General features: G+C 69.7%; 24 protein-coding genes and 1 tRNA gene. 8 read left to right on the top strand and 17 right to left on the bottom strand.

Annotation, left to right across the window (positions count from 1 at the left end):
* Nucleotides 1-3: 3 nt before the first annotated feature.
* Both IL992_RS43330 and IL992_RS43335 read left to right on the top strand, forming a co-directional pair.
* On the top strand, nt 4-936 hold the full coding sequence (locus IL992_RS43330; RefSeq protein ID WP_193209101.1) for an amidohydrolase family protein: 933 nt from the start codon (nt 4-6) through the stop codon (nt 934-936).
* Between the two features lie 9 nt (nt 937-945).
* Entirely contained in the window at nt 946-1671 is a 726-nt protein-coding gene (locus tag IL992_RS43335) for a class I SAM-dependent methyltransferase (RefSeq protein WP_193209102.1), read from the top strand.
* 68 nt (nt 1672-1739) lie between these two features.
* Here IL992_RS43335 and IL992_RS48110 read toward each other — a convergent pair whose 3' ends face one another.
* From IL992_RS48110 to galU, 15 genes are all read right to left on the bottom strand, one after another.
* On the bottom strand, nt 1740-1871 hold the full coding sequence (locus IL992_RS48110) for a hypothetical protein (protein WP_256862202.1): 132 nt from the start codon (nt 1869-1871) through the stop codon (nt 1740-1742).
* Between the two features lie 95 nt (nt 1872-1966).
* Nucleotides 1967-2341: a VOC family protein gene (locus tag IL992_RS43340; protein WP_193209103.1), complete on the bottom strand. Its 375-nt coding sequence runs from the start codon at nt 2339-2341 to the stop codon at nt 1967-1969.
* Complete coding sequence (locus IL992_RS43345; protein ID WP_226874849.1) at nt 2338-2976, bottom strand: TetR/AcrR family transcriptional regulator; 639 nt, start codon at nt 2974-2976, stop codon at nt 2338-2340. The genes IL992_RS43340 and IL992_RS43345 overlap by 4 nt, the downstream gene beginning before the upstream one ends.
* Nucleotides 2977-3050: 74 nt before the next feature.
* A complete protein-coding gene (locus tag IL992_RS43350) occupies nt 3051-4487 on the bottom strand; it encodes a sensor histidine kinase (protein ID WP_226874850.1) in 1437 nt (478 codons plus the stop codon).
* A 235-nt stretch (nt 4488-4722) separates the two neighbouring features.
* On the bottom strand, nt 4723-6009 hold the full coding sequence (gene aspS, locus IL992_RS43355; protein WP_193209104.1) for an aspartate--tRNA(Asn) ligase: 1287 nt from the start codon (nt 6007-6009) through the stop codon (nt 4723-4725).
* Nucleotides 6010-6445: 436 nt separating this feature from the next.
* The gene (locus tag IL992_RS43360; RefSeq protein WP_193209105.1) at nt 6446-7534 is read right to left on the bottom strand and encodes a hypothetical protein; all 1089 of its coding nucleotides are present in this window, start codon (nt 7532-7534) and stop codon (nt 6446-6448) included.
* Nucleotides 7524-7853, bottom strand: a complete 330-nt coding sequence (locus tag IL992_RS43365) for a hypothetical protein (RefSeq protein ID WP_193209106.1) — start codon at nt 7851-7853, stop codon at nt 7524-7526. The genes IL992_RS43360 and IL992_RS43365 overlap by 11 nt, the downstream gene beginning before the upstream one ends.
* Before the next feature lie 198 nt (nt 7854-8051).
* The gene (locus IL992_RS43370) at nt 8052-8504 is read right to left on the bottom strand and encodes a tetratricopeptide repeat protein (protein ID WP_193209107.1); all 453 of its coding nucleotides are present in this window, start codon (nt 8502-8504) and stop codon (nt 8052-8054) included.
* A 226-nt stretch (nt 8505-8730) separates the two neighbouring features.
* A tRNA-Ala gene (locus IL992_RS43375) sits at nt 8731-8807 on the bottom strand.
* A gap of 50 nt (nt 8808-8857) precedes the next feature.
* Nucleotides 8858-9580, bottom strand: a complete 723-nt coding sequence (gene sepX, locus IL992_RS43380) for a divisome protein SepX/GlpR (protein WP_193209108.1) — start codon at nt 9578-9580, stop codon at nt 8858-8860.
* A gap of 376 nt (nt 9581-9956) precedes the next feature.
* Nucleotides 9957-10598, bottom strand: coding sequence for a GNAT family N-acetyltransferase (locus IL992_RS43385; RefSeq protein WP_193209109.1), 642 nt, complete (start codon nt 10596-10598; stop codon nt 9957-9959).
* Between the two features lie 67 nt (nt 10599-10665).
* Nucleotides 10666-11142 (bottom strand): MogA/MoaB family molybdenum cofactor biosynthesis protein, encoded by a 477-nt coding sequence (locus IL992_RS43390; RefSeq protein WP_193209110.1) that lies wholly within the window; start codon nt 11140-11142, stop codon nt 10666-10668.
* A 5-nt stretch (nt 11143-11147) separates the two neighbouring features.
* The gene (moaC, locus tag IL992_RS43395; protein ID WP_193209111.1) at nt 11148-11624 is read right to left on the bottom strand and encodes a cyclic pyranopterin monophosphate synthase MoaC; all 477 of its coding nucleotides are present in this window, start codon (nt 11622-11624) and stop codon (nt 11148-11150) included.
* Nucleotides 11621-12823 carry a molybdotransferase-like divisome protein Glp gene (gene glp / locus IL992_RS43400; RefSeq protein ID WP_193209112.1) on the bottom strand — a complete coding sequence of 401 codons (1203 nt, stop codon included), beginning with the start codon at nt 12821-12823 and terminating at the stop codon, nt 11621-11623. The genes moaC and glp overlap by 4 nt, the downstream gene beginning before the upstream one ends.
* 4 nt (nt 12824-12827) lie before the next feature.
* A complete protein-coding gene (galU, locus tag IL992_RS43405) occupies nt 12828-13733 on the bottom strand; it encodes a UTP--glucose-1-phosphate uridylyltransferase GalU (protein WP_193209113.1) in 906 nt (301 codons plus the stop codon).
* A gap of 33 nt (nt 13734-13766) precedes the next feature.
* Here galU and IL992_RS43410 point away from each other — a divergent pair, with 33 nt between their 5' ends.
* From IL992_RS43410 to IL992_RS47290, 5 genes are all read left to right on the top strand, one after another.
* The gene (locus tag IL992_RS43410) at nt 13767-14333 is read left to right on the top strand and encodes a 5-formyltetrahydrofolate cyclo-ligase (protein ID WP_193209129.1); all 567 of its coding nucleotides are present in this window, start codon (nt 13767-13769) and stop codon (nt 14331-14333) included.
* 33 nt (nt 14334-14366) lie between these two features.
* Nucleotides 14367-15872: a potassium/proton antiporter gene (locus IL992_RS43415; RefSeq protein WP_193209114.1), complete on the top strand. Its 1506-nt coding sequence runs from the start codon at nt 14367-14369 to the stop codon at nt 15870-15872.
* Nucleotides 15873-16033: 161 nt separating this feature from the next.
* The gene (locus tag IL992_RS49205; protein WP_193209115.1) at nt 16034-16360 is read left to right on the top strand and encodes an FmdB family zinc ribbon protein; all 327 of its coding nucleotides are present in this window, start codon (nt 16034-16036) and stop codon (nt 16358-16360) included.
* Nucleotides 16361-16422: 62 nt separating this feature from the next.
* Nucleotides 16423-17229: an S-methyl-5'-thioadenosine phosphorylase gene (locus IL992_RS43425; protein WP_193209116.1), complete on the top strand. Its 807-nt coding sequence runs from the start codon at nt 16423-16425 to the stop codon at nt 17227-17229.
* Nucleotides 17230-17241: 12 nt separating this feature from the next.
* The gene (locus IL992_RS47290) at nt 17242-18003 is read left to right on the top strand and encodes an SAF domain-containing protein (protein ID WP_226874851.1); all 762 of its coding nucleotides are present in this window, start codon (nt 17242-17244) and stop codon (nt 18001-18003) included.
* Between the two features lie 30 nt (nt 18004-18033).
* Here the strand turns inward: IL992_RS47290 and IL992_RS43435 are convergent, their stop codons facing one another.
* Nucleotides 18034-18486, bottom strand: a complete 453-nt coding sequence (locus tag IL992_RS43435) for a MarR family winged helix-turn-helix transcriptional regulator (protein ID WP_319019211.1) — start codon at nt 18484-18486, stop codon at nt 18034-18036.
* Between the two features lie 115 nt (nt 18487-18601).
* Here IL992_RS43435 and IL992_RS43440 point away from each other — a divergent pair, with 115 nt between their 5' ends.
* Nucleotides 18602-18958 carry a DUF1801 domain-containing protein gene (locus IL992_RS43440; protein ID WP_193209117.1) on the top strand — a complete coding sequence of 119 codons (357 nt, stop codon included), beginning with the start codon at nt 18602-18604 and terminating at the stop codon, nt 18956-18958.
* 33 nt (nt 18959-18991) lie between these two features.
* On the opposite strand, the gene IL992_RS43445 is transcribed toward IL992_RS43440, so the two are convergent.
* Nucleotides 18992-20134: a D-alanyl-D-alanine carboxypeptidase family protein gene (locus IL992_RS43445; RefSeq protein WP_193209118.1), complete on the bottom strand. Its 1143-nt coding sequence runs from the start codon at nt 20132-20134 to the stop codon at nt 18992-18994.
* Between the last annotated feature and the right edge of the window lie 105 nt (nt 20135-20239).

Below are 20239 nucleotides of genomic sequence, written 5' to 3' on the forward strand. Positions count from 1 at the left end.
GCCATGCCGGACGAGATATTTGCCGCAGACGACGACATTCGACACGTGAACGCGTTCTGGCGGAGCCTGGGCCTGCCCGGTCTGATCGACATCCACACCCATTTCATGCCGGAACGCGTCCTGACCAAGGTATGGGCGTACTTCGACTCCGCCGGGCCGCTGGTCGGCCGGACCTGGCCGATCACGTATCGACTGCCGGAGGAGGACCGCGTCGAACGACTCAGGGCCTTCGGCGTGCGGGCGTTCACCTCCATGCTCTATCCCCACAAGCCCGGCATGGCGGAGTGGCTGAACGACTGGGCCGCCGGCTTCGCCGCCCGGGTGCCCGACTGCCTGCACACGGCGACGTTCTTTCCCGAACCCGGCGCGGCGCGGTACGTCACGCGGGCGATCGAGGCGGGCGCCCGGGTGTTCAAGGCGCACCTCCAGGTCGGCGGGTACGACCCGAACGACCCGCTGCTCGACGAGGTCTGGGGGCTGCTGGAGGACCACGGCATCCCGGTGGTGACGCACTGCGGGTCAGGCCCGGCCCCCGGGCCGCACACCGGGCCGGAGCCGATCGCGGCCCTGCTCGCGCGGTATCCCCGGCTGCCGCTCGTGATCGCCCACATGGGCACTCCCGAGTACGCCGAGTTCCTCGCCCTGGCGCTGCGTTATCCGGCGGTCTGCCTGGACACCACGATGGCCTTCACCCGCTTCACCGAGGAGACCGCGCCCTTCCCCCGGGAGGCCGTCCCGCTGCTGCTGGAGCTTCAGGACCGCGTCCTGCTCGGCACCGACTTCCCCAACATCCCCTACCCGTACTCGGAGGCGCTGTCGGCCCTGGCCGGCCTTGGCCTCCCCTCCCCCGGAGTGGGGGACGACTGGCTGCGCGCCGTCTGTCACGACAACGCCGCCAGGATCTTCGGTCTGTACGAGGGGGACGGCCGAAGGTAGAAAGTGATCGTGGTGAAGCCGCATGGGAAGTACGGCGTCGACGCCCCCGGAGTGCTGGCCGGACTGGCGCTGGGCGGAGTCGCGGAGACGGCGCCGGCCGCCGTGCTCTTCGCGGTCGGGTGGGCCGTCCCCGCGGTGGTGCTGCTGATCGGCGGCGGCATGATGATCATCGGCGCGGCGCTGTTCGCGCACACCACCCTGCGCGGCAAGTTCCGCGTGTGGGACGCCGAGCTCGACCGGCTCGGCCTCACCGGAAGCGAACGCGTCCTCGACATGGGCTGCGGCCGCGGGCTCGTCCTGCTCAAGGCGGCGGCGCGGGTTCCCGGCGGCGACGCGACCGGCGTCGACCTGTGGACGCACGACCAGTCGGGCAACAGCGGCAAGGCCACCCTGGCCAACGCCCGCGCCGAGGGCGTCGCCGACCGGGTCGCACTGGTCACCGCCGACATGCGGGGTCTGCCCTTCCCCGACGCCACGTTCGACCTGGTGGTGTCGAGCCTAGCCGTGCACAACATCACCGACGCCGAAGGGCGCGCCGACGCCGTGCGGGAGGCGTTGCGTGTGCTGAAGCCGGGCGGCAGGCTGCGCGTGGCCGATTTCAGGAACGCCGGCCGCTACGCCGACGTGCTCCGCGAGTGCGGGGCCGCCGACGTCCACGTGTACGACCTCGGCTGGCGGTTCTGGTACGGCGGGCCACACGCCAAGACGTCCATGGTCGCGGCCACACGTCCGTGACGCGTGGCCAGGAACGCACCGGAGGCCGGTCTCGAGAGACCGGCCTCCGGGCGTGCTGTGGCGCCTGGTTACGGCAGGGCCTCGATGACGGCGTCACGCCAGTCGTAGTTCATCCAGTCGTAGTTCCAGGGCAGTCCGCCGGTGACGGCCTCCAGCTGGCTGTCGTCCAGCGGGCGGAGGGCCTTGTCGAAGTCGTTCATCTCTGATGAGCCTTTCCGTAAGGAATGTGCTCATCGAAGGTCCCAGACGCGGCTTGAGGATCTCTTGAAGACAACTGGGTTTTCACGTGGACCGGTCACTCGGGGGACATGACCTCGTAGAGGTTGCGCGCGGCGTCGACGAAGAACAGCCCGCGCGGGCACAGCGGGTGATCGATGCGGCCGTTGTCGGGATGGGCCGGATCGCTCCCGTAGGGCACCCCGGCCTCCTTCAGGCGCTCCAGGATCTGGTCGAACGTGGCCGGATCCACGTCGAACGCCAGATGCACGCCGGCGGGGTTCTCCACGGTCATGAAATCGAGGGTCAGCGTCTCGTTCACCCGTACGGGCGCGAAGTGGCCGTTCCGGCCGGCGGGCGGGAGCTGCGCCAGACCCATGATCGAGGCGAAGAACCGGGCCGCCTCGCGGTTGTCGACGGCGGGGACGATGGTGTGGTTCAGCGTGATGGTCATGCAGGGCTCTCCGGATCCTTGAGGGTGCCGTGGAGGAGGATGTCGACGAGCTCCTCCGGGGACGGGTCCACGCCGCCGGACGCGAAGTGAAGGCGGGTGAAGAGCATCCCCAGGAAGACCGAGGCGATCCTCTCGGGCTCCAGGCGCAGCGCCGCCCGATCAGGTTCGATCAGCTCGACCAGCGCCTCGTGGGTCGCCCTCATCGAGGCCTCGCGGCCGCCTGGAGGAGGCCGATCATCGGGGGCCTGCCGGTCGCCGCGGCTTCGTCCGCGGCGGTGACCGGTGCCGTGCAGGGCTCCGACCACGGTCCCCATGCGTCCCAGGTGGGCGCGCAGGGCCTCGGCCGCCTGGGTGAGCCGGTCGGCAAGTGGTTCGTCGAGGGAGATGGAGGCCAGCTCGCGCAGCACGTGATCGGGGTTCATCGCCTCGGCCATGCACGCGTCGAGCAGTTCGTCCTTGTCGCCGAAGGCCCGGAAGACGGTGCCCTCACCGATGCCGGCGGCACGGGCGATCTGACCTGTGGTGACGGCGGCGCCGTGCTCGGCGACCAGCGGTAGCGCCGCGGCGACGATCATCGCCCTGCGCTGTTCGGGGCTCATCGCCGGCGCCCGCCGGCGGGAAATGGATTCTGTCATGCCTCCAACGCTACGGAGTGAGCACTCACTCCGTCAACGCGTTTTGGTGGACGGCCTTCTGCCGGGCGATCGGTTCAGGAAGACAGGCCGTCGGCCGGTGCCGTCGTCGCCGCGGCGGGAGCGGACGGGAGGCACAGGACGAAGCGGGCGCCGACGGGGCTGTCCTCGATTGTCAGGGTGCCCCCGTGGGTCTCCGCGATCTGCCTGGCGATCGGCAGCCCCAGCCCCGCACCCCCGGCGTCCCTGCTGCGAGCCGAGTCCAACCGGGTGAACCGATCGAACACCATCTCGCGCTTGTCCCGTTCGATGCCCGGCCCGTCGTCGACGACTTCCATCACCGCCGCGCCCTGCGGGTAGCGATCGCCGTAGCCGCCGCCGGGCTCGTGCCGTACGGACACGGTGATCGTCGTCCGGGCGTGCCGTTCGGCGTTGTCGAGGAGGTTGGTCAGCAGGCGGGCGAGCCCCACCCTGTCGCCGAGCACGAGCACCCCGGGCTGGAGGGCGGATTCGACCCGCTTGGCCGGGTGACGGCGGTTCCGCAGTTCCGCGGCCACGACCTCGGCCAGATCGAGCCGCTGCGGCTCGCCGCGCTGGCCGTGGTCCAGCCGTTCGAGGGTGAGCAGATCGCGCACGATCGCCTGCAGCCGGTCGAGGCTGGGCAGGAGGACCGAACCCAGCTCGGGCACGCTGGTCTCCTCCGGCGCGAGAAGCCCGTCCTCCACCTCCGCGCGCATGGCGGCCAACGGGGTGCGCAGGTCGTGGGAGGCGTTGGAGACGAACTGTCGCTGTTGCTGCAGCGCGTTCTGCACCTGGCGCAGCGCGGTGTCCAGCCGGCCGAGCGTGTGGTTGACGCTTTCGGCCATCCCCTGGATCTCGTCGTCCGTGGCCGGCACCGGCACCCGGCGACCGGGGCAGTCCCCGTTGATCTCGTCGAGCTCCGCGCGAATGGCGTTGACCGGCCTGAGCGACGCCCGTACGTTCCGGTAGCCGAGGAAGGTGATGGCCGCGGCCAGCGCCGCCGCGCCCACTCCCACCAGCCCGGCCAAGCGGGCGTCGACCCACGGGGGCACTGCCGGGGAAGCGCTGTAGACCATCCATCTCTCGCCGGCGCGGTGCGCCCACTGCGCCACCACGATGTTGCAGTCGGCAGCCGGAAAGACACCGCCGCACACGACGCAGGTCGCGCTGTTCCTGCTGTCCGGCGGGGTGAAGCGGGCCATTCTCGGCATCCCCCGCACATCCGGGGTCGAAGCGACCACGCGGCCGGATGGGTCGAGCACCTGAAGGTGACGGAACTCGTGCTCGGCAAGGGGATAGGCCAGCTGTCCCCGCTCCATCTCGACGGCCACACGGCCACCCGCCGCCGCGACCTCCCTGGTGACGGTGTCGCGGGCGTAATGGTGGACGGCCGCCATGAGGAGCAGTGCCAGCAGCGCGCACAGCAGCGTGGACATCACCCCGGTGAACAGGGTGATGCGACTGGTGATGGAGAAGCGGCCCTGCAGGTTCATCCTGGCTCCTCCGGCCAGTGGACCACATGGGGCGGAAAGGGCGGGGAAAGCGGCGACCACTCAATCTCGGCAGGGCGTCAAGGCCCTACCTGCATCTCCTGTGGAACGCCAAGGATTCTCCCCCGTCTCCTCCGCATGACTCCAGCGAAAAAGTGATCACCCGGAGAAGCAGCGAGGCCGGTCCCGCTGGGCGGAACCGGCCTCTATCGTCCTGGAGGCCCAGCGACGGTTCTGGTCACGGGCTGAGACGATGCAGGTCGCGGGGGAAAATGGTGGTCTGGCGGATGTTGGCGGCGCCGGTCAGACGGGAGGTCCAGCGTTCCAGGCCGATAGCGAAGCCCCCGTGGGGCGGCAGGCCGTGGGCGAAGGCGGCGAGATAACCCCGGTACGCCTCCGGGTCCTCGCCCCTGCCGGCGAGCGCGGACAGATAGTCGGCATGACGATGCAGTCGTTGGCCTCCCGTCACCAGTTCCAGTCCTCGGAAAAGCAGGTCGAAGCTGCGCGAGTACTCCGGCCTGCTCGCGTCGGGATGGGTGTAGAAGGGACGCTTGACCATCGGATAGCCCGTGACGAACAGGAACTCCGACCCATGTTCGCGTAGCGCCCACTCACCGAGCCAGCGTTCGTGCGCGGGAGCCAGGTCGGGTTCACCACGCGGGTCCTCGGCAGTGTGCCGGGCGAGAAGTTCCTGTGCGTCGGCGAAGTGAATCGCCGGGATCTCCTCCGGAACCCTCGGCACGTCGATTTCCAGGAGAGAGGCGGCCGCCCCGGCGCGCTCGGTAACGGCCGCATGCATGCCGCCGAGGGCACGCGTGAGCACCGCCATGACGTCGCGATGGTCCGTGATGAAGCCCAGCTCGACGTCCAGGCTCGTGTACTGCGCCAGGTGCCTGGCGGTGTCGTGCGGCTCGGCCCGGAACACCGGCCCGACCTCGTAGACCCGCTCGAACACCCCGACCAGCGCCTGCTTGAAGAACTGCGGAGACTGGGCCAGGAAAGCGGGCTTGCCGAAGTAGTCGATGCCGAACACATTGGCGCCCGACTCCGTCGCCGAGGCCACGATCTTCGGCGTGAACGTCTCGACGAACCCGAGCCCGTCCAGAGCGGCCCGGAATCCGGCGACCCCTGCGGCGGCGATGTCGAACGATGCCCGTAGCCGGGGATGCCGCAATGCCACGGGCGCGTGGTCGAGGATCGTGGGCAGTGCACCGGCGACGACGGGCCGGTACAGGTCGAACGGTGGCGACTCGACCGGCGTGGACAGTACTTCGATCATCGGGTCGACCAGTTCGGCCCCGCCGGGGGCCTGAGAGGCGGCAGCGACGGTCCCGGTGACCTGGACGACGGTTTCCTCGACCAGCTGGACCGGTTCGCGCAGCACGATCTGGGCGAGTCCGGAGCGGTCCCTGATCACAAGGAAGGACACCGACTTGAGTTCGCGGCGGCGGTGCAGCCAGCCGGCGAGGCGGACACGGCGGCCGACGTGCGCGGGCAGGTCGGCAGCGAGAGTACGAGAGATCATCACACTCCTCGAGGAATATGAGCGATCCCTTGGAAGTGCGGGGGAGAAGGGAACTCCCGGTGCCACCGCACTTTCGCCGCCGCCTTCGCGGCGGCCTCATCTCGGCCCGATCACGGGGGCCGACCGGCGGGGCATTGGGCGGTTTCGCCGTTCCTCCCCGCACTCGGGAGGGTCTTCGTTCCGGGGCGCGAGACCGCCTTCGCAGCTTCCGGCGGCTCTCTGACTCGCGTGATCCCGGAACTACTTGTCTCCGTCATCGCGTTGCGGCTCATTCTATTGCGATCACCGAGTTCGGGCGCTCCATTATTACGGCAAAATGGCGCTGAGCAGTAGAAAGGCCGTTGTGAAGCCTATGTGGATCCGAACCTCGGACCCCCACCGATGCGAACCTCGGTGAGGGCACCACCCCTGAACACCGGCGCTCGGTGCAGCGAACTCAGTCCAGGCTGAATCGGTCGTACATCGTCTCAAGCTGGGCTTGCCGTTGCGGGTCTCCCAGCCTGATCCGGATTCGCACAAGGTGCCCGGCGGCATCGTGGTCGGCCGCGACAGGGAAGAGCCCGTCTCCCCAACTGGTCATCAAGCACATCGTCCGGGTCCCGCCGACCTCGATCGTCCCGGCCTCGTGCTCCGCGGCTCGGACTTTGGCCATGACCTGCCAGTGGTGGGAGTGCGGCCGAAAATCGACCGCGATCATCCGTTCTCGAACGGCTTGTTTCCACTCCTGCACGGCAATGGCACGGTCGACGGCCTCGTCGACGGGTAGATTCGCCCACCCGTACACCCCGTCCTCGCCTGGGTTGGCCAGGAGTGAGGCGCCGAAGTGGGCAACTGCCTCCTGCACCGAGCGTCCCCAGAACGCAACGTCGGCCATGCCGTCGATGGGCTCCTCATGCCGCCATACTCCTAGCCCGTCGGCATCGATAAGGCTGAGTCGGCTCGCATCCACCCCGACATGCCCAAGGAACGTGGTCGATATGGGCTGCGTGGAGCGCACACTCAGTGAAATCGACTCCCACCGCACACCGATTCGCCCGTAGTCTCGGGGAGTCGCTGTCACGGTGATCTCGCGATCGGTGGGTAGACCGCCGATCGCCACGACCGGAACGCCGTTCATGATGAACTCCGAACCGCCGGCCCGCACCGCGTGCTCGACACGCTCACGATGCGCTACCCGCGGTTCTAGGCGTTCCAACCAAGCATCGAAACCGTGTGTCCGGCAGTGCTCGGCGAAGATGCCGGTCAATTGCTCGACGCCGTGTCCGGGGATGTCATAGAGCCACGTGCCCGACTGGCGGTTGAAGGATTCGGCGGCGGCTTCGGCGTCAGGGCCGGCCACGGCAAGGTCAACCGACATACGGATGCTCTCACGTAACGCCAGGTCGTCCACAGTGGAGAGCATGGACTCGTCCACCATCGGCGGCGCATCCCCCGACCACGAACCCAGGTAGCCCGTGTCGGCGATCACCAATCGCCCGGACGGACAGGTGATCGACCCCAGCGGGGTCGGGGCATCAGTCCTCATCCAGGAAGTATGCCGCAAACCATTTCAGCTCCTGATCAGGAACTCTGCGCGTCTGTCTGGGCGTGCCCAGGCACGTCGACATGGACGACGGCCGATGGACCGAACGGCTGCACGAGATGGACGCCGTCGTGCTCTCGGGTTTCGGGCGCTCCGTCATGGAGGCGTCGAGGATTCTCACGGCGAAGGCCTCGCCGACTTCCCGCTGAGCTCCCAGCAGCGAGAACGAGGCGGTAGCCGTACCGACCGGCCTCGGCAGCGGACGGTCCGGCAGGTAGCGGTACGGGCCCTGAGCAGCAGAAAGGCCCATCAGGTGGATCACCTGACAGGCCTTCGTCGTGGTGGAGCTATGGGCATTTGAACCCCAGACCTTCGACGCGAACGCTGGTACAGCGCGCCACCTCTGACCAGTTGGTGTCAACGAGTGCGTCGCATGCGCTCACCATGCTGTCTGGTGATCTCCGCAGCGACCCCGCGTCAGCGGTCTCGCTGACTTTTCACTGACTTCCCACGCCCAGGCTCAAGCCTTCTCATCTGGGATAGGACCGATGAGTCGTTCAGATCTTTGATCGCTTCCGGTTGCACGAGTCTCTAACACGGTCGCTAGGTTGTTCTGGCTGACCAACGTGTCCGGGTGCTCCTCACCCAACACCCGACGGCAGACCTCCAGCACCGCGCGGTGCTCGGCCTCCGCCTCCTCCAACCGCCCCAGCTCACCCAGCACAGTCGCCAGGTTGTTCCGGCTCCTCAACGTGTCCGGGTGCTCCTCACCATCGCTATCACGACGGGCTTGGAGAGCCTGTTGGAGAGCCTGAGCGGTAAGGCTGTAGCGACCTTGCGCCCTCATCTGCCAGGCAATGGCATCAATATCCGTTGTAGTGGCGTAGTTGAGCATGGTGGCGACGGCATGGTCCGGAACATGCACGGCCGGTCCGACGCGCTGCTGGTGGCGGTCGACCAGGTAATCGAACACCTCTACCCGCGCCTCGCTGCCGTTCGCCTGTTTCAGGAGTGCGGCGGTGGAACGACGCGGGTCACAGCAACACGAAGGTCACTGAGACGGTCTACCGCAAGCAGCTTCGTCCGGTGCTCTTGGAGGGGGCCGAGGCGATGGATGACCTCTTCAAGGCGTAGTCACTCAGTTAGTCACCCAGAAGATCAAAGAGGCCGGTCCCGCTGGGCGGAACCGGCCTCTGTCGTGGTGGAGCTATGGGGATTTGAACCCCAGACCCCTTCGATGCGAACGAAGTGCGCTACCGGACTGCGCTATAGCCCCAACGACCTCGACTAGATTAGCAAACTCTGCGGGGTGTTCGCGCCACCGAATCAGTCTCCGGCCGCGCGGCGCCCGTCGGCGTACTGGTCGAAGACCTGGACGCGCTTGCGCGCCTCGAACTTGATGATCTCCGCCTCGCGGGCCGCCGCGGCCAGGGCGCGACGGCGTTCCCGCTGGCGGCGCAGGTGCTCGGCCCGCGCCCGGGCGGCCTTCCCCCGCTGCTCCCTGTCCGCGCGGACGGCCACGCGCAGCACGGCGAGGTAGCCGACGAGGAGCATGCCCGAGGGCGCGACGGCCCACCAGGGCATCACGCGGACGGCCGCGGTGACCACGGAGGCCAGCACGAGCAGGATGCTCCACAGGAGCCGCCGCCGACGCCGGGCGAGGATCCGGGCGCGACGGTGGGCGGCGACACGGCGGGCCCGCGCGTGCCGCTCCGCCGCGATCTGGTCCGAGATGACGGCCTCGGCGCCCGGCGCCGCGACGGAAGACGCGGCGGAATCTGCGGAGTCCGCGGACGCGGCCGGCGGGGTGACGACCGTGTCGGCGTCGCCCCCGTCCGCGTCACCGGTGCCGTCGGCGCTGCCGGAGGCGTCGTCGGCAGCGGCGGCCTCCGGCGAGTCGTCGGCGGCGGGCCGCTCGGACAGCGTGGACGCCTCCGCCTGCTCCTCGAACAGGTCGTCGTCGGTGTGCCGGTCCCTGCGCAGCCACATGGGCAGCAGCACGCTGAGCCACATGACGACGATGGCGAGGTAGAGCAGGGCGCTACCCATGCGCCCACCCCCACGCCCTCCGGCGATGGGCATGGTGAACACGTCCGTGGCCCTGTGTCGGCGGAGAGGTGTTCACGTCACGCACCGTAGGACTGTGTGTCACTGAATGACGAGCATTCAGTCCGGTGTGTCGCGAGATCGTCAAAGCTCTTCATGTAATTCGATCCCGTGCGAGCGCGTGATCCCCACAGGCACGCCGGTGCTCGCCGTGAGAACGTGCTACCGCTGGGCCAGCGGCGGCCGGGGTGCGATGGACGGAGCCCGCTTCCTCATGTGGATGCCTCCCGTGACGCGGTTTCGGTTACCGCCACGGAGCATCACAGCACCCGCTAGTGATCGGTTTGTCCTTCGATTGCAACCGGCCGGGCGCCGCCTCCTAACCGGGGCTGGACTCGCTGCGGCGGGCGGCGGAGTTCATCGTGCGGCGCCACTGGACGAGCAGTCCGCGCGGCACGTCCTCGACGGTCAGCGCGTAGCAGATGTGGTCGCGCCAAGCGCCGTCGATGTGCAGTTGACGCCGGCGGATGCCCTCCTCGCGGAACCCGAGCTTCTCCACGACCCTGCGGCTGGCGTGGTTCTCCGGCCGGATGTTGGCCTCAAGCCGGTGTAAACCGGTCGTGAAGAAACAGTGGTCCACCGCCATGGCGAGCGCGGTCGGGATGATGCCCCGCCCCGCAAGCGCGCCGTCGACCCAGTAGCCCACCTGTGCGGAGCGGGCCGAGCCCCACACGATCGCCCCCACGGTGAGCTGCCCGGCGAACCGTCCCTCGTACGTGACGACCCAGGGCATGGCCATCCCCTGGCGGGCCTCGCGGCGCAGCGTGCCGACCATCGAGACGTACGGCCCGAGGCCGGTGCGGAACAGCGGGGTCTCGGGGTTGCTCGGCTCCCAGGGGCGGAGCCACTCGGCGTTGCGCAGGCGGGTGTCGCGCCAGTCCCGCACGTCACGCAGGCGCAGCGGCCGCAGCCCGACGGCCCCCTCGGCCATGGACGCCGGCCAGCCGCGAAGTCGATCCATTCGTCAATCATCCACCGGAACACGGTCAACGCGCCACGCGGGACGCGCCCCGGTCTCGGCGGGCTCCTCAGCGGGCATGGTCGCCCCCGTGAATCTGGTCGACGACGTGGCCCAGGATCGGGGTCAGCACGGCCATGCCGTCCCGTACACCGCCGGAGGACCCGGGCAAATTGACCACCAGCGTCTTGCCGGCCTGCCCGGCGAGGCCGCGGGACAGGATCGACGCCGGCACCTTCTCCCGGTTGACCAGGCGTACGGCCTCGGCGATGCCGGGGATCTCCCGGTCCAGCACCCGGCGGGTCATCTCCGGGGTGAGGTCGAGGGGCGTGACCCCGGTCCCCCCGGTGGTGACGATCACGTCGTAGCCCGCCGCGACGCCCTCGCGCAGCGCGGCCTCGACGGCGTCCCCGTCCGGGACCACGCGGGGCCCGTCCACCTGGTCGCAGCCCGCCTCCTTGAGGAGGGAGGCCAGCAGCGGCCCGGAGCGGTCCTCGTAGACGCCCGCGGACGCCCTGTTGGACACCGTCACCACCAAAGCGCGCAACGCCCTCACTCCTGTCCGGAACGGGTCCAGTGGCCCGTCTTGCCGCCCGTCTTCTCCTCGACCCGGACGTCGGTGATCACCGCCGCCGGGTCCACCGCCTTGACCATGTCCACCAGCGCGAGCGCCGCGACGGTGACGGCCGTCAGCGCCTCCATCTCGACGCCCGTCCTGTCGGTCGTACGGACCCGGGCGGTGATCTCCACTCCCTCGTCCACCACGGCCAGGTCGACCTTCACACCGGTCAGGGCGATCGGGTGGCACAGCGGCACGAGGTCGGGGGTGCGCTTGGCGCCCATGATCCCGGCGATCCGCGCCACGCCGAGCGCGTCGCCCTTGGGCACGTCTCCCGCGCGCAGCACGGCCACCGCCTCCGGCGACAGCAGCACCCGGCCCGTCGCGACGGAGGTGCGCGCGCTGACGTCCTTCTCCGAGACGTCCACCATCCGGGCGGCGCCGGTTTCGTCCACATGAGTGAGCTTCACAGCGGGATCACCTCCACCTCGGCGCCCTCGGGCAGCGAGGTCACGTGCTCGGGCACCACGATCAGCGCGTTCGCCCCGGCCAGCGCGGCGAGCTGGTGCGAGCCCTGCCGGGTGACCGGCGCCACGGTCTCCCCCGTCTCCCCGGTATCTCTGCTCAGCACGGCCCGCAGGTATGACCGCTTCCCCTCGGGAGACCGCAGCGGCGCGGTCACCGTGGCCCGTACGGTCGGGGGCGGACCGGCCGGGAGGCCCTGCATCGCCCGCAGGGCCGGCTTGACGAAGAGCACGAACGACACGAACGACGAGACCGGGTTGCCCGGCAGCGTGAAGATCGGCACTCGGTCGGGTCCCACGACGCCGAAGCCCTGCGGCATGCCCGGCTGCATGGCGACCTTCTCGAAGGTCACCGTGCCCAGCGGGGAGAGGGCCTCCTTTACCGGCTCGTACGCCCCCATCGAGACACCGCCGCTGGTGATCACGGCGTCGGCCCGCAGGAGCTGGGCGTCCAGTGTGTCCATGAACTCCTTGGGGTCGTCGGTCACCGAACCGGCCCGGAACCCCTCCGCCCCGGCCTCCCGTACGGCCGCGGTGAGCATGAAGCTGTTGGACTCCCAGATGCGGCCCGTGCCCAGCGGGGTGCCGGGCTCGGCGAGCTCGGCACCCGTGGACAGCACAACCACCCTCGGCCGGGGCCGCACCAGCACCCGGCGCCGGCCCACCCCGGCGAGGATCCCCACCTGGGCGGGCCCGATCCTGGCGCCCTCGCGGAGCACCACGTCGCCCGCCCGCACGTCCTCCCCCGCCCGCCGGATCGCGTTGCCGGCCGGCGCCGGCCTGTCGATACGTACGCGGGCGGTGCCGCCGTCGGTCCACTCCACCGGCACGACGGCGTCGGCGCCGGCGGGCAGGGGCGCCCCGGTCATGATGCGGGTGACCAGGCCGGGGCCGAGGGCGTTCAGCCCGCCGTCGCCCGCCGCCACGTCCCCGATCACGGGCAGCGTGACGGGCGCGGCGGCCACGTCCTCGGCCCGTACGGCGTAGCCGTCCATCGCCGAGTTGTCGAAGGGCGGCAGCGGGACGGGCGAGGCGACGTCCTCGGCCAATACGGCGCCGAGGGCGGCCTCGATCTCGACCTCGAGCGGTGCGAGCGGTCGCACCGTCGCGAGGATGTCGGCGAGATGGCGGTCGACGGGCTTCATCGGCTCACTGTCCGGACTTGTTCAGGAACTCCCGCAGCCAGGGCAGGAACTCCGGAGCGAGATCGTCCCGGTTCGCGGCGAACTGCACCACGGTCTGCAGATACTCCAGCTTGTTGCCGGTGTCGTAGCGACGGCCGCGGAACAGCACGCCGTGCACCGGACCGCCCTCCTCCGGGCCCGTCGAGGCCAGCGTGCGCAGGGCGTCGGTGAGCTGGATCTCACCGCCACGCCCGGGCGGGGTGCGCTCCAGCACGTCGAACACGGCGGGGTCGATCACATACCGGCCGATGATGGCCCAGTTCGAGGGCGCCTCGTCGGCCGGGGGCTTCTCCACGAGGTCGGTGACGCGGACGACGTCGTCCTCGTCGGTCGGCTCGATGGCGGCGGCGCCGTACAGGGAGACCTGCTCGCGCGGCACCTCCATGAGTGCGACGACGCTGCCACCGTAGGTCGCGCGCACCTCGATCATGCGCTTGAGCAGCGGGTCGCGGGGGTCGATGATGTCGTCGCCGAGCAGGCAGGCGAACGGCTCGTGGCCGACGTGCTGCTTGGCACACAGGACGGCGTGGCCGAGGCCCTTGGGCTCGCCCTGCCGCACGTAGTGCATGGTGGCGAGATCGACAGGCTCCTTCACCTGGTTGAGCCGCTCCTCGTCGCCCTTGGCGCGAAGAGCGTCCTCCAACTCGTACGCTACGTCGAAGTGGTCCTCGATCGAGCGCTTGTTGCGGCCGGTCACCATGAGGACGTCGAGCAGCCCGGCGGAGACGGCCTCCTCCACCACGTACTGGATGGCCGGCTTGTCGACGATGGGCAGCATCTCCTTGGGGGTCGCCTTCGTCGCGGGAAGGAAGCGGGTGCCGAGACCCGCGGCGGGCACGACGGCTTTGGTCACGGGATCGAAGTCAGCCATGAGTAGACACTAACGGAGCAGTCTTTGGACAAGATGAACCTGCGTCGGCGTATCCTGCGCGGCCGGTCGGAACTCGATCCCAGGACGCTGCGCGAGTCGTCGGCGGCCATCAGGGAGTTACTCCTCGACCAGCCGTGGGTGCAGATGGCGGGGCTGGTGGCCTGCTATTGGTCGACCGGCACCGAGCCGTCCACACAGGGGCTGATCCTGGCCCTGTGGAAGCACGGCGCCACGGTGATGCTGCCGGTGCAGCGCCCGGACGGCGACCTCGACTGGGCGGTGTACGACGGCCCGGACTCGCTGGCGCCCGGCCCGAACGGGATCATGGAACCCGTGGACGTCCGGCGCGGCGTGGACGCGATCCGCACCGCCGCGCTGGTCATCGCGCCGGCCCTGGCCGTGGACCGGGTCACCGGCGTACGGCTCGGCCGCGGCGGCGGCTTCTACGACCGGGCGCTCGCCCGAGTCGGGCCGAACGTACCGACGGTGGCGCTCCTGCACGAGGGTGAGCTGATGGAAGGGGTCCCCACGGAGCCTCACGACCAGCGCGTACGCTTCGCCGCCCTTCCGAGCGGAATCGCCCGATTGGTACAGATGTGACAAGATTGGCCTAAGTGACGGCGAAGGGAGCGGGTGGGTCTGAACGTCTGGCTGCTCCTGTCCGCCGCCGTCGTCATCGCGGCCATCGCGTCCGTACGGATCGCGCACCGCACCGGCCTTCCCACGCTGCTCATCTTCCTCGGCCTCGGCCTGCTGCTCGGCGAGGGCGGCATCGGGGGCATCAACTTCGACAACGCCCAGATGGCCCAGCAACTCGGCCTGATCGCGCTCGCCGTGATCCTGGCCGAAGGCGGTCTCACCACCAACTGGAACCACGTACGCGACGCCGTGCCGGCCGCGCTCGTGCTCGCCACGGTCGGGATCGCGGTCAGCGTCGTCGTGCTCGCGGTGACCGTCGCCGCCCTCCTCGGCATGGAGTGGCGGATGGCGTTGCTGCTCGGCGCGTTCCTCGCGTCGACCGACGCGGCGGCCGTGTTCTCCGTACTGAGACGGCTACCGCTGCCGCCCCGGCTCGCCGGGATCCTGGAGGCCGAGTCGGGCTTCAACGACGCCCCGACCGTCATCCTCGTGATGATGCTGAGCGCGGGCCCGACGCTGACCCTCTCGCTGCCGCACGTCCTGCTGGAGACCGCCGTCGAACTGCTCATCGGCGCGGCCGTCGGCCTCGCCGTGGGACCGGCAGGGGTGTACGCGCTGCGCCGGGTCGCGCTGCCCGCCTCCGGCCTCTACCCGATCGCGGTCCTGGCGCTGGCGCTCGTCACCTACAGCGGGGCCACGCTGCTGCACGGCAGCGGGTTCCTCGCGGTGTACCTGACGACGCTGATCCTGGGCAACGCCCGTCTCCCCCACCGCGCCGCCACGCGCGGCTTCGCCGAGGGCGCCGCCTGGCTCGCCCAGATCGGGCTGTTCGTGATGCTCGGCATGCTGGCCGACCCGCGCGAACTGCCCGTCGTTTTCGTCCCGGCCCTGGTGTCGGGCCTGCTGCTGGTCCTGCTCGCCCGCCCGGCGTCCGTGCTGGTGTCGGGGGTGCTGGTGCGGCTCCTGCGCCTCGGTTCGCTGTCGTGGCGCGAGCAGGTGTTCCTGTCGTGGGCAGGGCTTCGCGGCGCGGTGCCCGTCGTGCTGGCCGCGATCCCCTGGGCCGCCGGCCTGCCCGGGGCGAAGAGCCTGTTCAACGACGTGTTCATCATCGTCATCGTGTTCACGTTCGTGCAGGGGCCCACACTGCCGTACCTCGCGCGGCTGCTCGGCGTGACGGCGGAGGGCGAGGCCCGTGACCTCGACGTGGAGGCCGCGCCGCTGGAGGAACTGAACGCCGACCTGCTGCAGGTCCGCATCCCGCGCGGCTCGCTCATGCACGGTGTGGAGATCTTCGAGCTCCGGCTGCCCGCGAACACCATGGTCACGCTCGTCGTACGGAACGGACAGTCGTTCGTGCCCACGCAGACGACCCGGCTGCTGGCGGGCGACCAGCTTCTCGTGGTCACCACGGCCGCCCAGCGGGAGACGGTCGAACGCCGCCTGCGCGCCGTCAGCCGCCGCGGCAAGCTCGCCGGCTGGTACGGCGAACGCGGCGGCTGACCGCTGTCGCCCGGCGGTTGTGCGGAGGTTTCGCGGGCGGATCGTGGGGTGAGCGAATGGGACGGCGCGGGGCAATAAACCGGGCTGGAGTGGCGTTTGGGCTTGTTGACTGCTTACCATTAGCAATCGACCCGGTCGAGTGCCAGTCTCAGGAGGAGCGAGTGCCTACCTACCAGTACGCCTGTACCGCTTGCGGTGAGCAGCTGGAGGCCGTCCAGAAGTTCTCTGACGACCCGCTCACGGAGTGCCCGGCCTGCCAGGGCAAGCTGCGCAAGGTCTTCTCCGCCGTTGGCATCGTGTTCAAGGGCTCCGGCTTCTACCGGACCGACAGCCGTTCGTCGAGCTCGTCGACGACCACGTCCACCACGACGACGTCGTCCTCGAAGCCGTCCGGCGACTCGGGCAAGAAGGAGCCCGCGACCTCCACGAGCTCGTCGAGCACCTCCTCGTCGAGCACGTCGTCGTCCGGCTCCACCGCCGCCGCCTGAGGTTATCCACAGGGGTCGGCGGGACGCGGCGGGTGTGCGGCGCCGTTCGCTAGGGTCGGCCCATGGTCAATCGCGCAGACATCGGGGTCATCGGCGGTTCGGGGTTCTACTCGCTGCTGGAGGACGCCGAAGAGATCGACGTGACGACGCCGTACGGCCCGCCGAGTGACTCGATCACCGTGGGCCGCATCGGCGAGCGGACCGTCGCGTTCGTCCCGCGGCACGGTCGCGGCCACACCTTCCCTCCCCACCGCATCCCCTATCGGGCGAACATGTGGGCCCTGCGGTCCCTCGGCGTCCGCCAGGTGCTCGCGCCCAGCGCGGTCGGGTCCCTGCGCCCGGAGATCGGCCCGGGCGCTCTCGTGATCCCCGACCAGCTCGTGGACCGCACGCAGGGCCGCGAGCAGACGTACTACGACGCGGGCGGGGCCGTGCACGTGTCGTTCTCCGACCCCTACTGTCCCTCCGGCAGGGCGGCCGCCGTGACCACGGCGCGCGAGACGGGCTGGGACACGGTCGACGGCGGCACTCTGGTCGTGGTCCAAGGGCCCCGCTTCTCCACCCGGGCCGAGTCGAAGTGGTTCTCGGGGGCGGGCTGGTCGATCATCGGCATGACCGGGCACCCCGAGGCCGTGCTCGCCCGCGAACTCGCCCTCTGCTACACGACGCTCGCCCTCGTGACCGACCACGACGCCGGCGTGGAGGCCGGTGAGGGGGTCACCCACGAAGAGGTCCTGGCCTTCTTCGCCGCCAACGTGGAGCGGATGCGCACTCTGGTCGCGCAGGTCGTCGAGGCCCTTCCGGAGGAGCGCCCCTGCCCCTGCGGCAACGCCCTCGACGGGATCAAGCTGCCGATCGAGCTCCCCTGACACGAGGTGGTCATGCGTGATCTGAGGCGGCTGACGGCGCGCCGTCGCCGTCCGATCGCCGCCGTCCTCGCCGGTATGGCGGTGGCCTGCGTGCTGCTGGCCGTCCGTAGTCCTGACGGGGTGGAGGTCCTCGCCGCCGCCCGCGACCTCACCGGAGGCCGGCTGACCGCCTCCGACGTCGTGGTCGTACGGCTCCCGCCCGACACGGTGCCCGCCGGGGCGTACGCGCCCGGCGCCCCGGTCTCGGGCCGCGTGCTCGCCGGTCCGTTGCGCCGGGGCGAACTCCTCACCGACGCGCGGCTGCTCGGCCCGGGCCTGTTCCGCCAGTCCCTGATCGGGCAGGCATCCGCCGGGCAGGAGCCGGTTGGGCAGGGCTCCGGCGGTCAGGCGTCCGGAGGGTCGGCCGGCGGTGGTCCGGCCGCGGGGCGATGGGCCCCGGCCACGCAATCGGGGGCTCCGGCCGCTGGGCCGGGGATGGCAGGGACGCCGGGAATGGCAGGGACGCCGGGGATGGTTGCGACGCCGGTCAGGATCGCCGATCCCGACGCCGCCCGCCTGCTCTCGCCGGGCGACGTGATCGACATCCTGGCGGCCTTCGAGGAGGGCCCTTTTCAGGCCCGGACCGTCGCCCAGGAGGTGCGGGTGATCGCCCGGCCGCCGGGCCGTACGGACGGCGGCGCGCTGCTCGTGCTGGCCACGACCCCCGGGCAGGCGGCCCAGCTCGCCCAGGCCCAGGCACAGGGCAGGCTCTCGGTGACCATTCACCCCCACTGATCGGCCGTGTCCGGCGGCGGATGACGCCGATCAGGCGGTGCTCGCCCCAGCCTGTCTCCAGGCCCGCTGGTCACGCGTGACCTGCTGGAGCATCTCCTTGAACCCGGCGTAGCGCTCGGCGCCGAGCATTCGTTCGTGCCGCTCCTCGATGGCGGCGAGGATGGCGCGCGCTTTGTTGATCTCGTCGATGCCGCGCTCGGTGGGGACGATGAGCTTGGCCCGGCGATCGGCGGGATCGGGTTCGCGGGTGACGTAGCCGAGCCTGACGAGCTCGTCGAGGATCGTGCCGATGATCTGCTTGTGCTGGCCCGACCGGGCCGCGAGGTCCGTCGCGCGCACGCCGTTCGGCTCGAGGAACGCCAGAACCGTTCCGTGCCGCGGACTCACGTCGGGATGCCCCTGCTCGGCGAGGGTCTCGAACAGCTCCTCCTGGAGAGCGCGCATCAACTGACCGGCCAGCACGCCGATGTCAGGAACCGTCACGATTCACCGTCCCCGCAAATTTAGTCACGATCATTGACTGTCAATAATCGTGATTATACTGTGGCGCTCAGAACACGCACGGCCGACCTCCAGGAGAACGGAGAGCGAGGGGATCATGACCATGACCACCAGCGAGATCGACACCTACGTCGAGACGACGCTCGACCCGAAGTACCACGAGATCGTGGCGGCCCTGCGCACCCTTATGGCCGAAGAGGCCCCCCAGGCGGTCGAATGTCTCACGTACGGCTCGCCTGCCTGGCGGGGCAAGAAGATCCTCGCCGTCATCAGCCAGAGCAAGACCCATCTCACCTTCGCCTTCGAGCGGGGCGCGGAGATGTCCGACCCGTACGGCCTTCTGCAGGGAGTCGGCAAGAAGACCCGCCACGTCAAGATCAAGACACTGGACGGGATGGACGAGGCCGCGCTGCGCGACTACATCGGCCAGGCCGTCCACCTCGACGCGAACTGACGCGACCCGTTCTTTTCGGCCTGCGCGTATCCGTCAGAGCAGCGAGCCGAGCTTGGGGTCGTACTCCCAGTGCCAGGGCTCGAAGGGGCTGTGATACGCCCAGTCGGGGTGCATCCAGCCGTACCGCTTGCTGTTGGCCTCCAGCCAGTTGAACTGAACAGACCGGAAGTTCTGCACTCCGCCGCACAGGTCCACGGCGAGCCCCAGGCCGTGGTTGCTCTTTCCCGGGGTAGCCGCGAATCCGGGCCGCCGGTAGTAGATGGACTGCTGCTCGCTCAGGTTGCGATAGCTGTCGGAGATGCACATCGAGGTGCCGAAGCGCTTCTTGTAAGCGATGTTCATATCGGCGAAGGCGATCGCCGCGTCCGCCCGCAGTTCCTCTCCGGCCTGCGGCAGGGGGCACAGGATGTTCTTGGGCAGCAGGCCGTTCGGATACTGCTCCGCCTGACCGATCCTGGTCGGGTCACAGCCGCCCGCCCCCTGCGTTCCATCGCCGATCTTCACGCCGAGTTTGATCAGCGCCTTGGTCAGCGACCGGACCAGCGTGGTGGAGCGTTTGCGCAGAGCGGTGACCTGTGCGCTCAGCTGCGCCTCCTGCAGGAGGCTGGCCGCCCGGAGCTCCTGCGCCTCCTGGGCGAGCTGCTGCTGCCGCTCCAGCAGCTTCACCGCGTCGCCGAGCACGTTGTTCCGCCCGGCGACGATGTGGTCGAGGTCGGCGATCCTCCGGAGCGTCTCGGTGCCGTTCCCCGCCCGAAAGAACGGGCTGATTCCGTCGAGTGAGGGGTCCTGATACATGGACGAGGCGAGGTCGGACAGCGGCTTGCGCAGTTTGTTGAGCTCCGCCGTGGCCTGTTGGAGACTCTGCAGCTTGGTCGCCAGCTCCTTCTCCACGGCGCCGAACTTCTTCTGCCGCGCCACCAGCACCCTGTTCGCGTCCTCGATGGACTTGTACGCCTTCTGAGCCTCCCGCCGCAGCTCGGTCAGCGTGGTGGGCTCCTTGTCGAGCACGCCGGCCAAGACGCTATCTCCGGCGGCCTCCGCACGGGTGTTCGCGGAGCCCTCCGCGGTCGTGGTGTCGGCCAGGGCCGCCGTCGCCGTGCCGTACGGCGCCGAGACGGCCAGCGAAGTCATCACCGTGACGACCGCGATCAGCCTGGCTGATCGAGGAGATGGCACGATCGACTCCCCCGTTTGCGAACTCGTGACCTGGGTCAGGGACGCACGTTACTACAGCGCCCTGTGTGCCCGAGCCCCGGTTCGCATAAGCGCTATTGACCGGTC

It is taken from the genome of Microbispora sitophila, from assembly GCF_014892245.1.
GTDB lineage: Bacteria > Actinomycetota > Actinomycetes > Streptosporangiales > Streptosporangiaceae > Microbispora > Microbispora siamensis.

Excerpts from the sequence above, each read along its gene's own strand:
- IL992_RS43330 (WP_193209101.1), top strand. The coding sequence starts at position 4 with ATGCCGGACGAGATATTTGCCGCAGACGACGACATTCGACACGTGAAC.
- IL992_RS48110 (WP_256862202.1), bottom strand. The coding sequence starts at position 1,871 with ATGAACGACTTCGACAAGGCCCTCCGCCCGCTGGACGACAGCCAGCTG.
- IL992_RS43340 (WP_193209103.1), bottom strand. The coding sequence starts at position 2,341 with ATGACCATCACGCTGAACCACACCATCGTCCCCGCCGTCGACAACCGC.
- IL992_RS43345 (WP_226874849.1), bottom strand. The coding sequence starts at position 2,976 with ATGACAGAATCCATTTCCCGCCGGCGGGCGCCGGCGATGAGCCCCGAA.
- IL992_RS43350 (WP_226874850.1), bottom strand. The coding sequence starts at position 4,487 with ATGAACCTGCAGGGCCGCTTCTCCATCACCAGTCGCATCACCCTGTTC.
- aspS (WP_193209104.1), bottom strand. The coding sequence starts at position 6,009 with ATGATCTCTCGTACTCTCGCTGCCGACCTGCCCGCGCACGTCGGCCGC.
- IL992_RS43360 (WP_193209105.1), bottom strand. The coding sequence starts at position 7,534 with ATGAGGACTGATGCCCCGACCCCGCTGGGGTCGATCACCTGTCCGTCC.
- sepX (WP_193209108.1), bottom strand. The coding sequence starts at position 9,580 with ATGGGTAGCGCCCTGCTCTACCTCGCCATCGTCGTCATGTGGCTCAGC.
- IL992_RS43385 (WP_193209109.1), bottom strand. The coding sequence starts at position 10,598 with ATGGATCGACTTCGCGGCTGGCCGGCGTCCATGGCCGAGGGGGCCGTC.
- glp (WP_193209112.1), bottom strand. The coding sequence starts at position 12,823 with ATGAAGCCCGTCGACCGCCATCTCGCCGACATCCTCGCGACGGTGCGA.
- galU (WP_193209113.1), bottom strand. The coding sequence starts at position 13,733 with ATGGCTGACTTCGATCCCGTGACCAAAGCCGTCGTGCCCGCCGCGGGT.
- IL992_RS43410 (WP_193209129.1), top strand. The coding sequence starts at position 13,767 with ATGAACCTGCGTCGGCGTATCCTGCGCGGCCGGTCGGAACTCGATCCC.
- IL992_RS43425 (WP_193209116.1), top strand. The coding sequence starts at position 16,423 with ATGGTCAATCGCGCAGACATCGGGGTCATCGGCGGTTCGGGGTTCTAC.
- IL992_RS47290 (WP_226874851.1), top strand. The coding sequence starts at position 17,242 with ATGCGTGATCTGAGGCGGCTGACGGCGCGCCGTCGCCGTCCGATCGCC.
- IL992_RS43440 (WP_193209117.1), top strand. The coding sequence starts at position 18,602 with ATGACCATGACCACCAGCGAGATCGACACCTACGTCGAGACGACGCTC.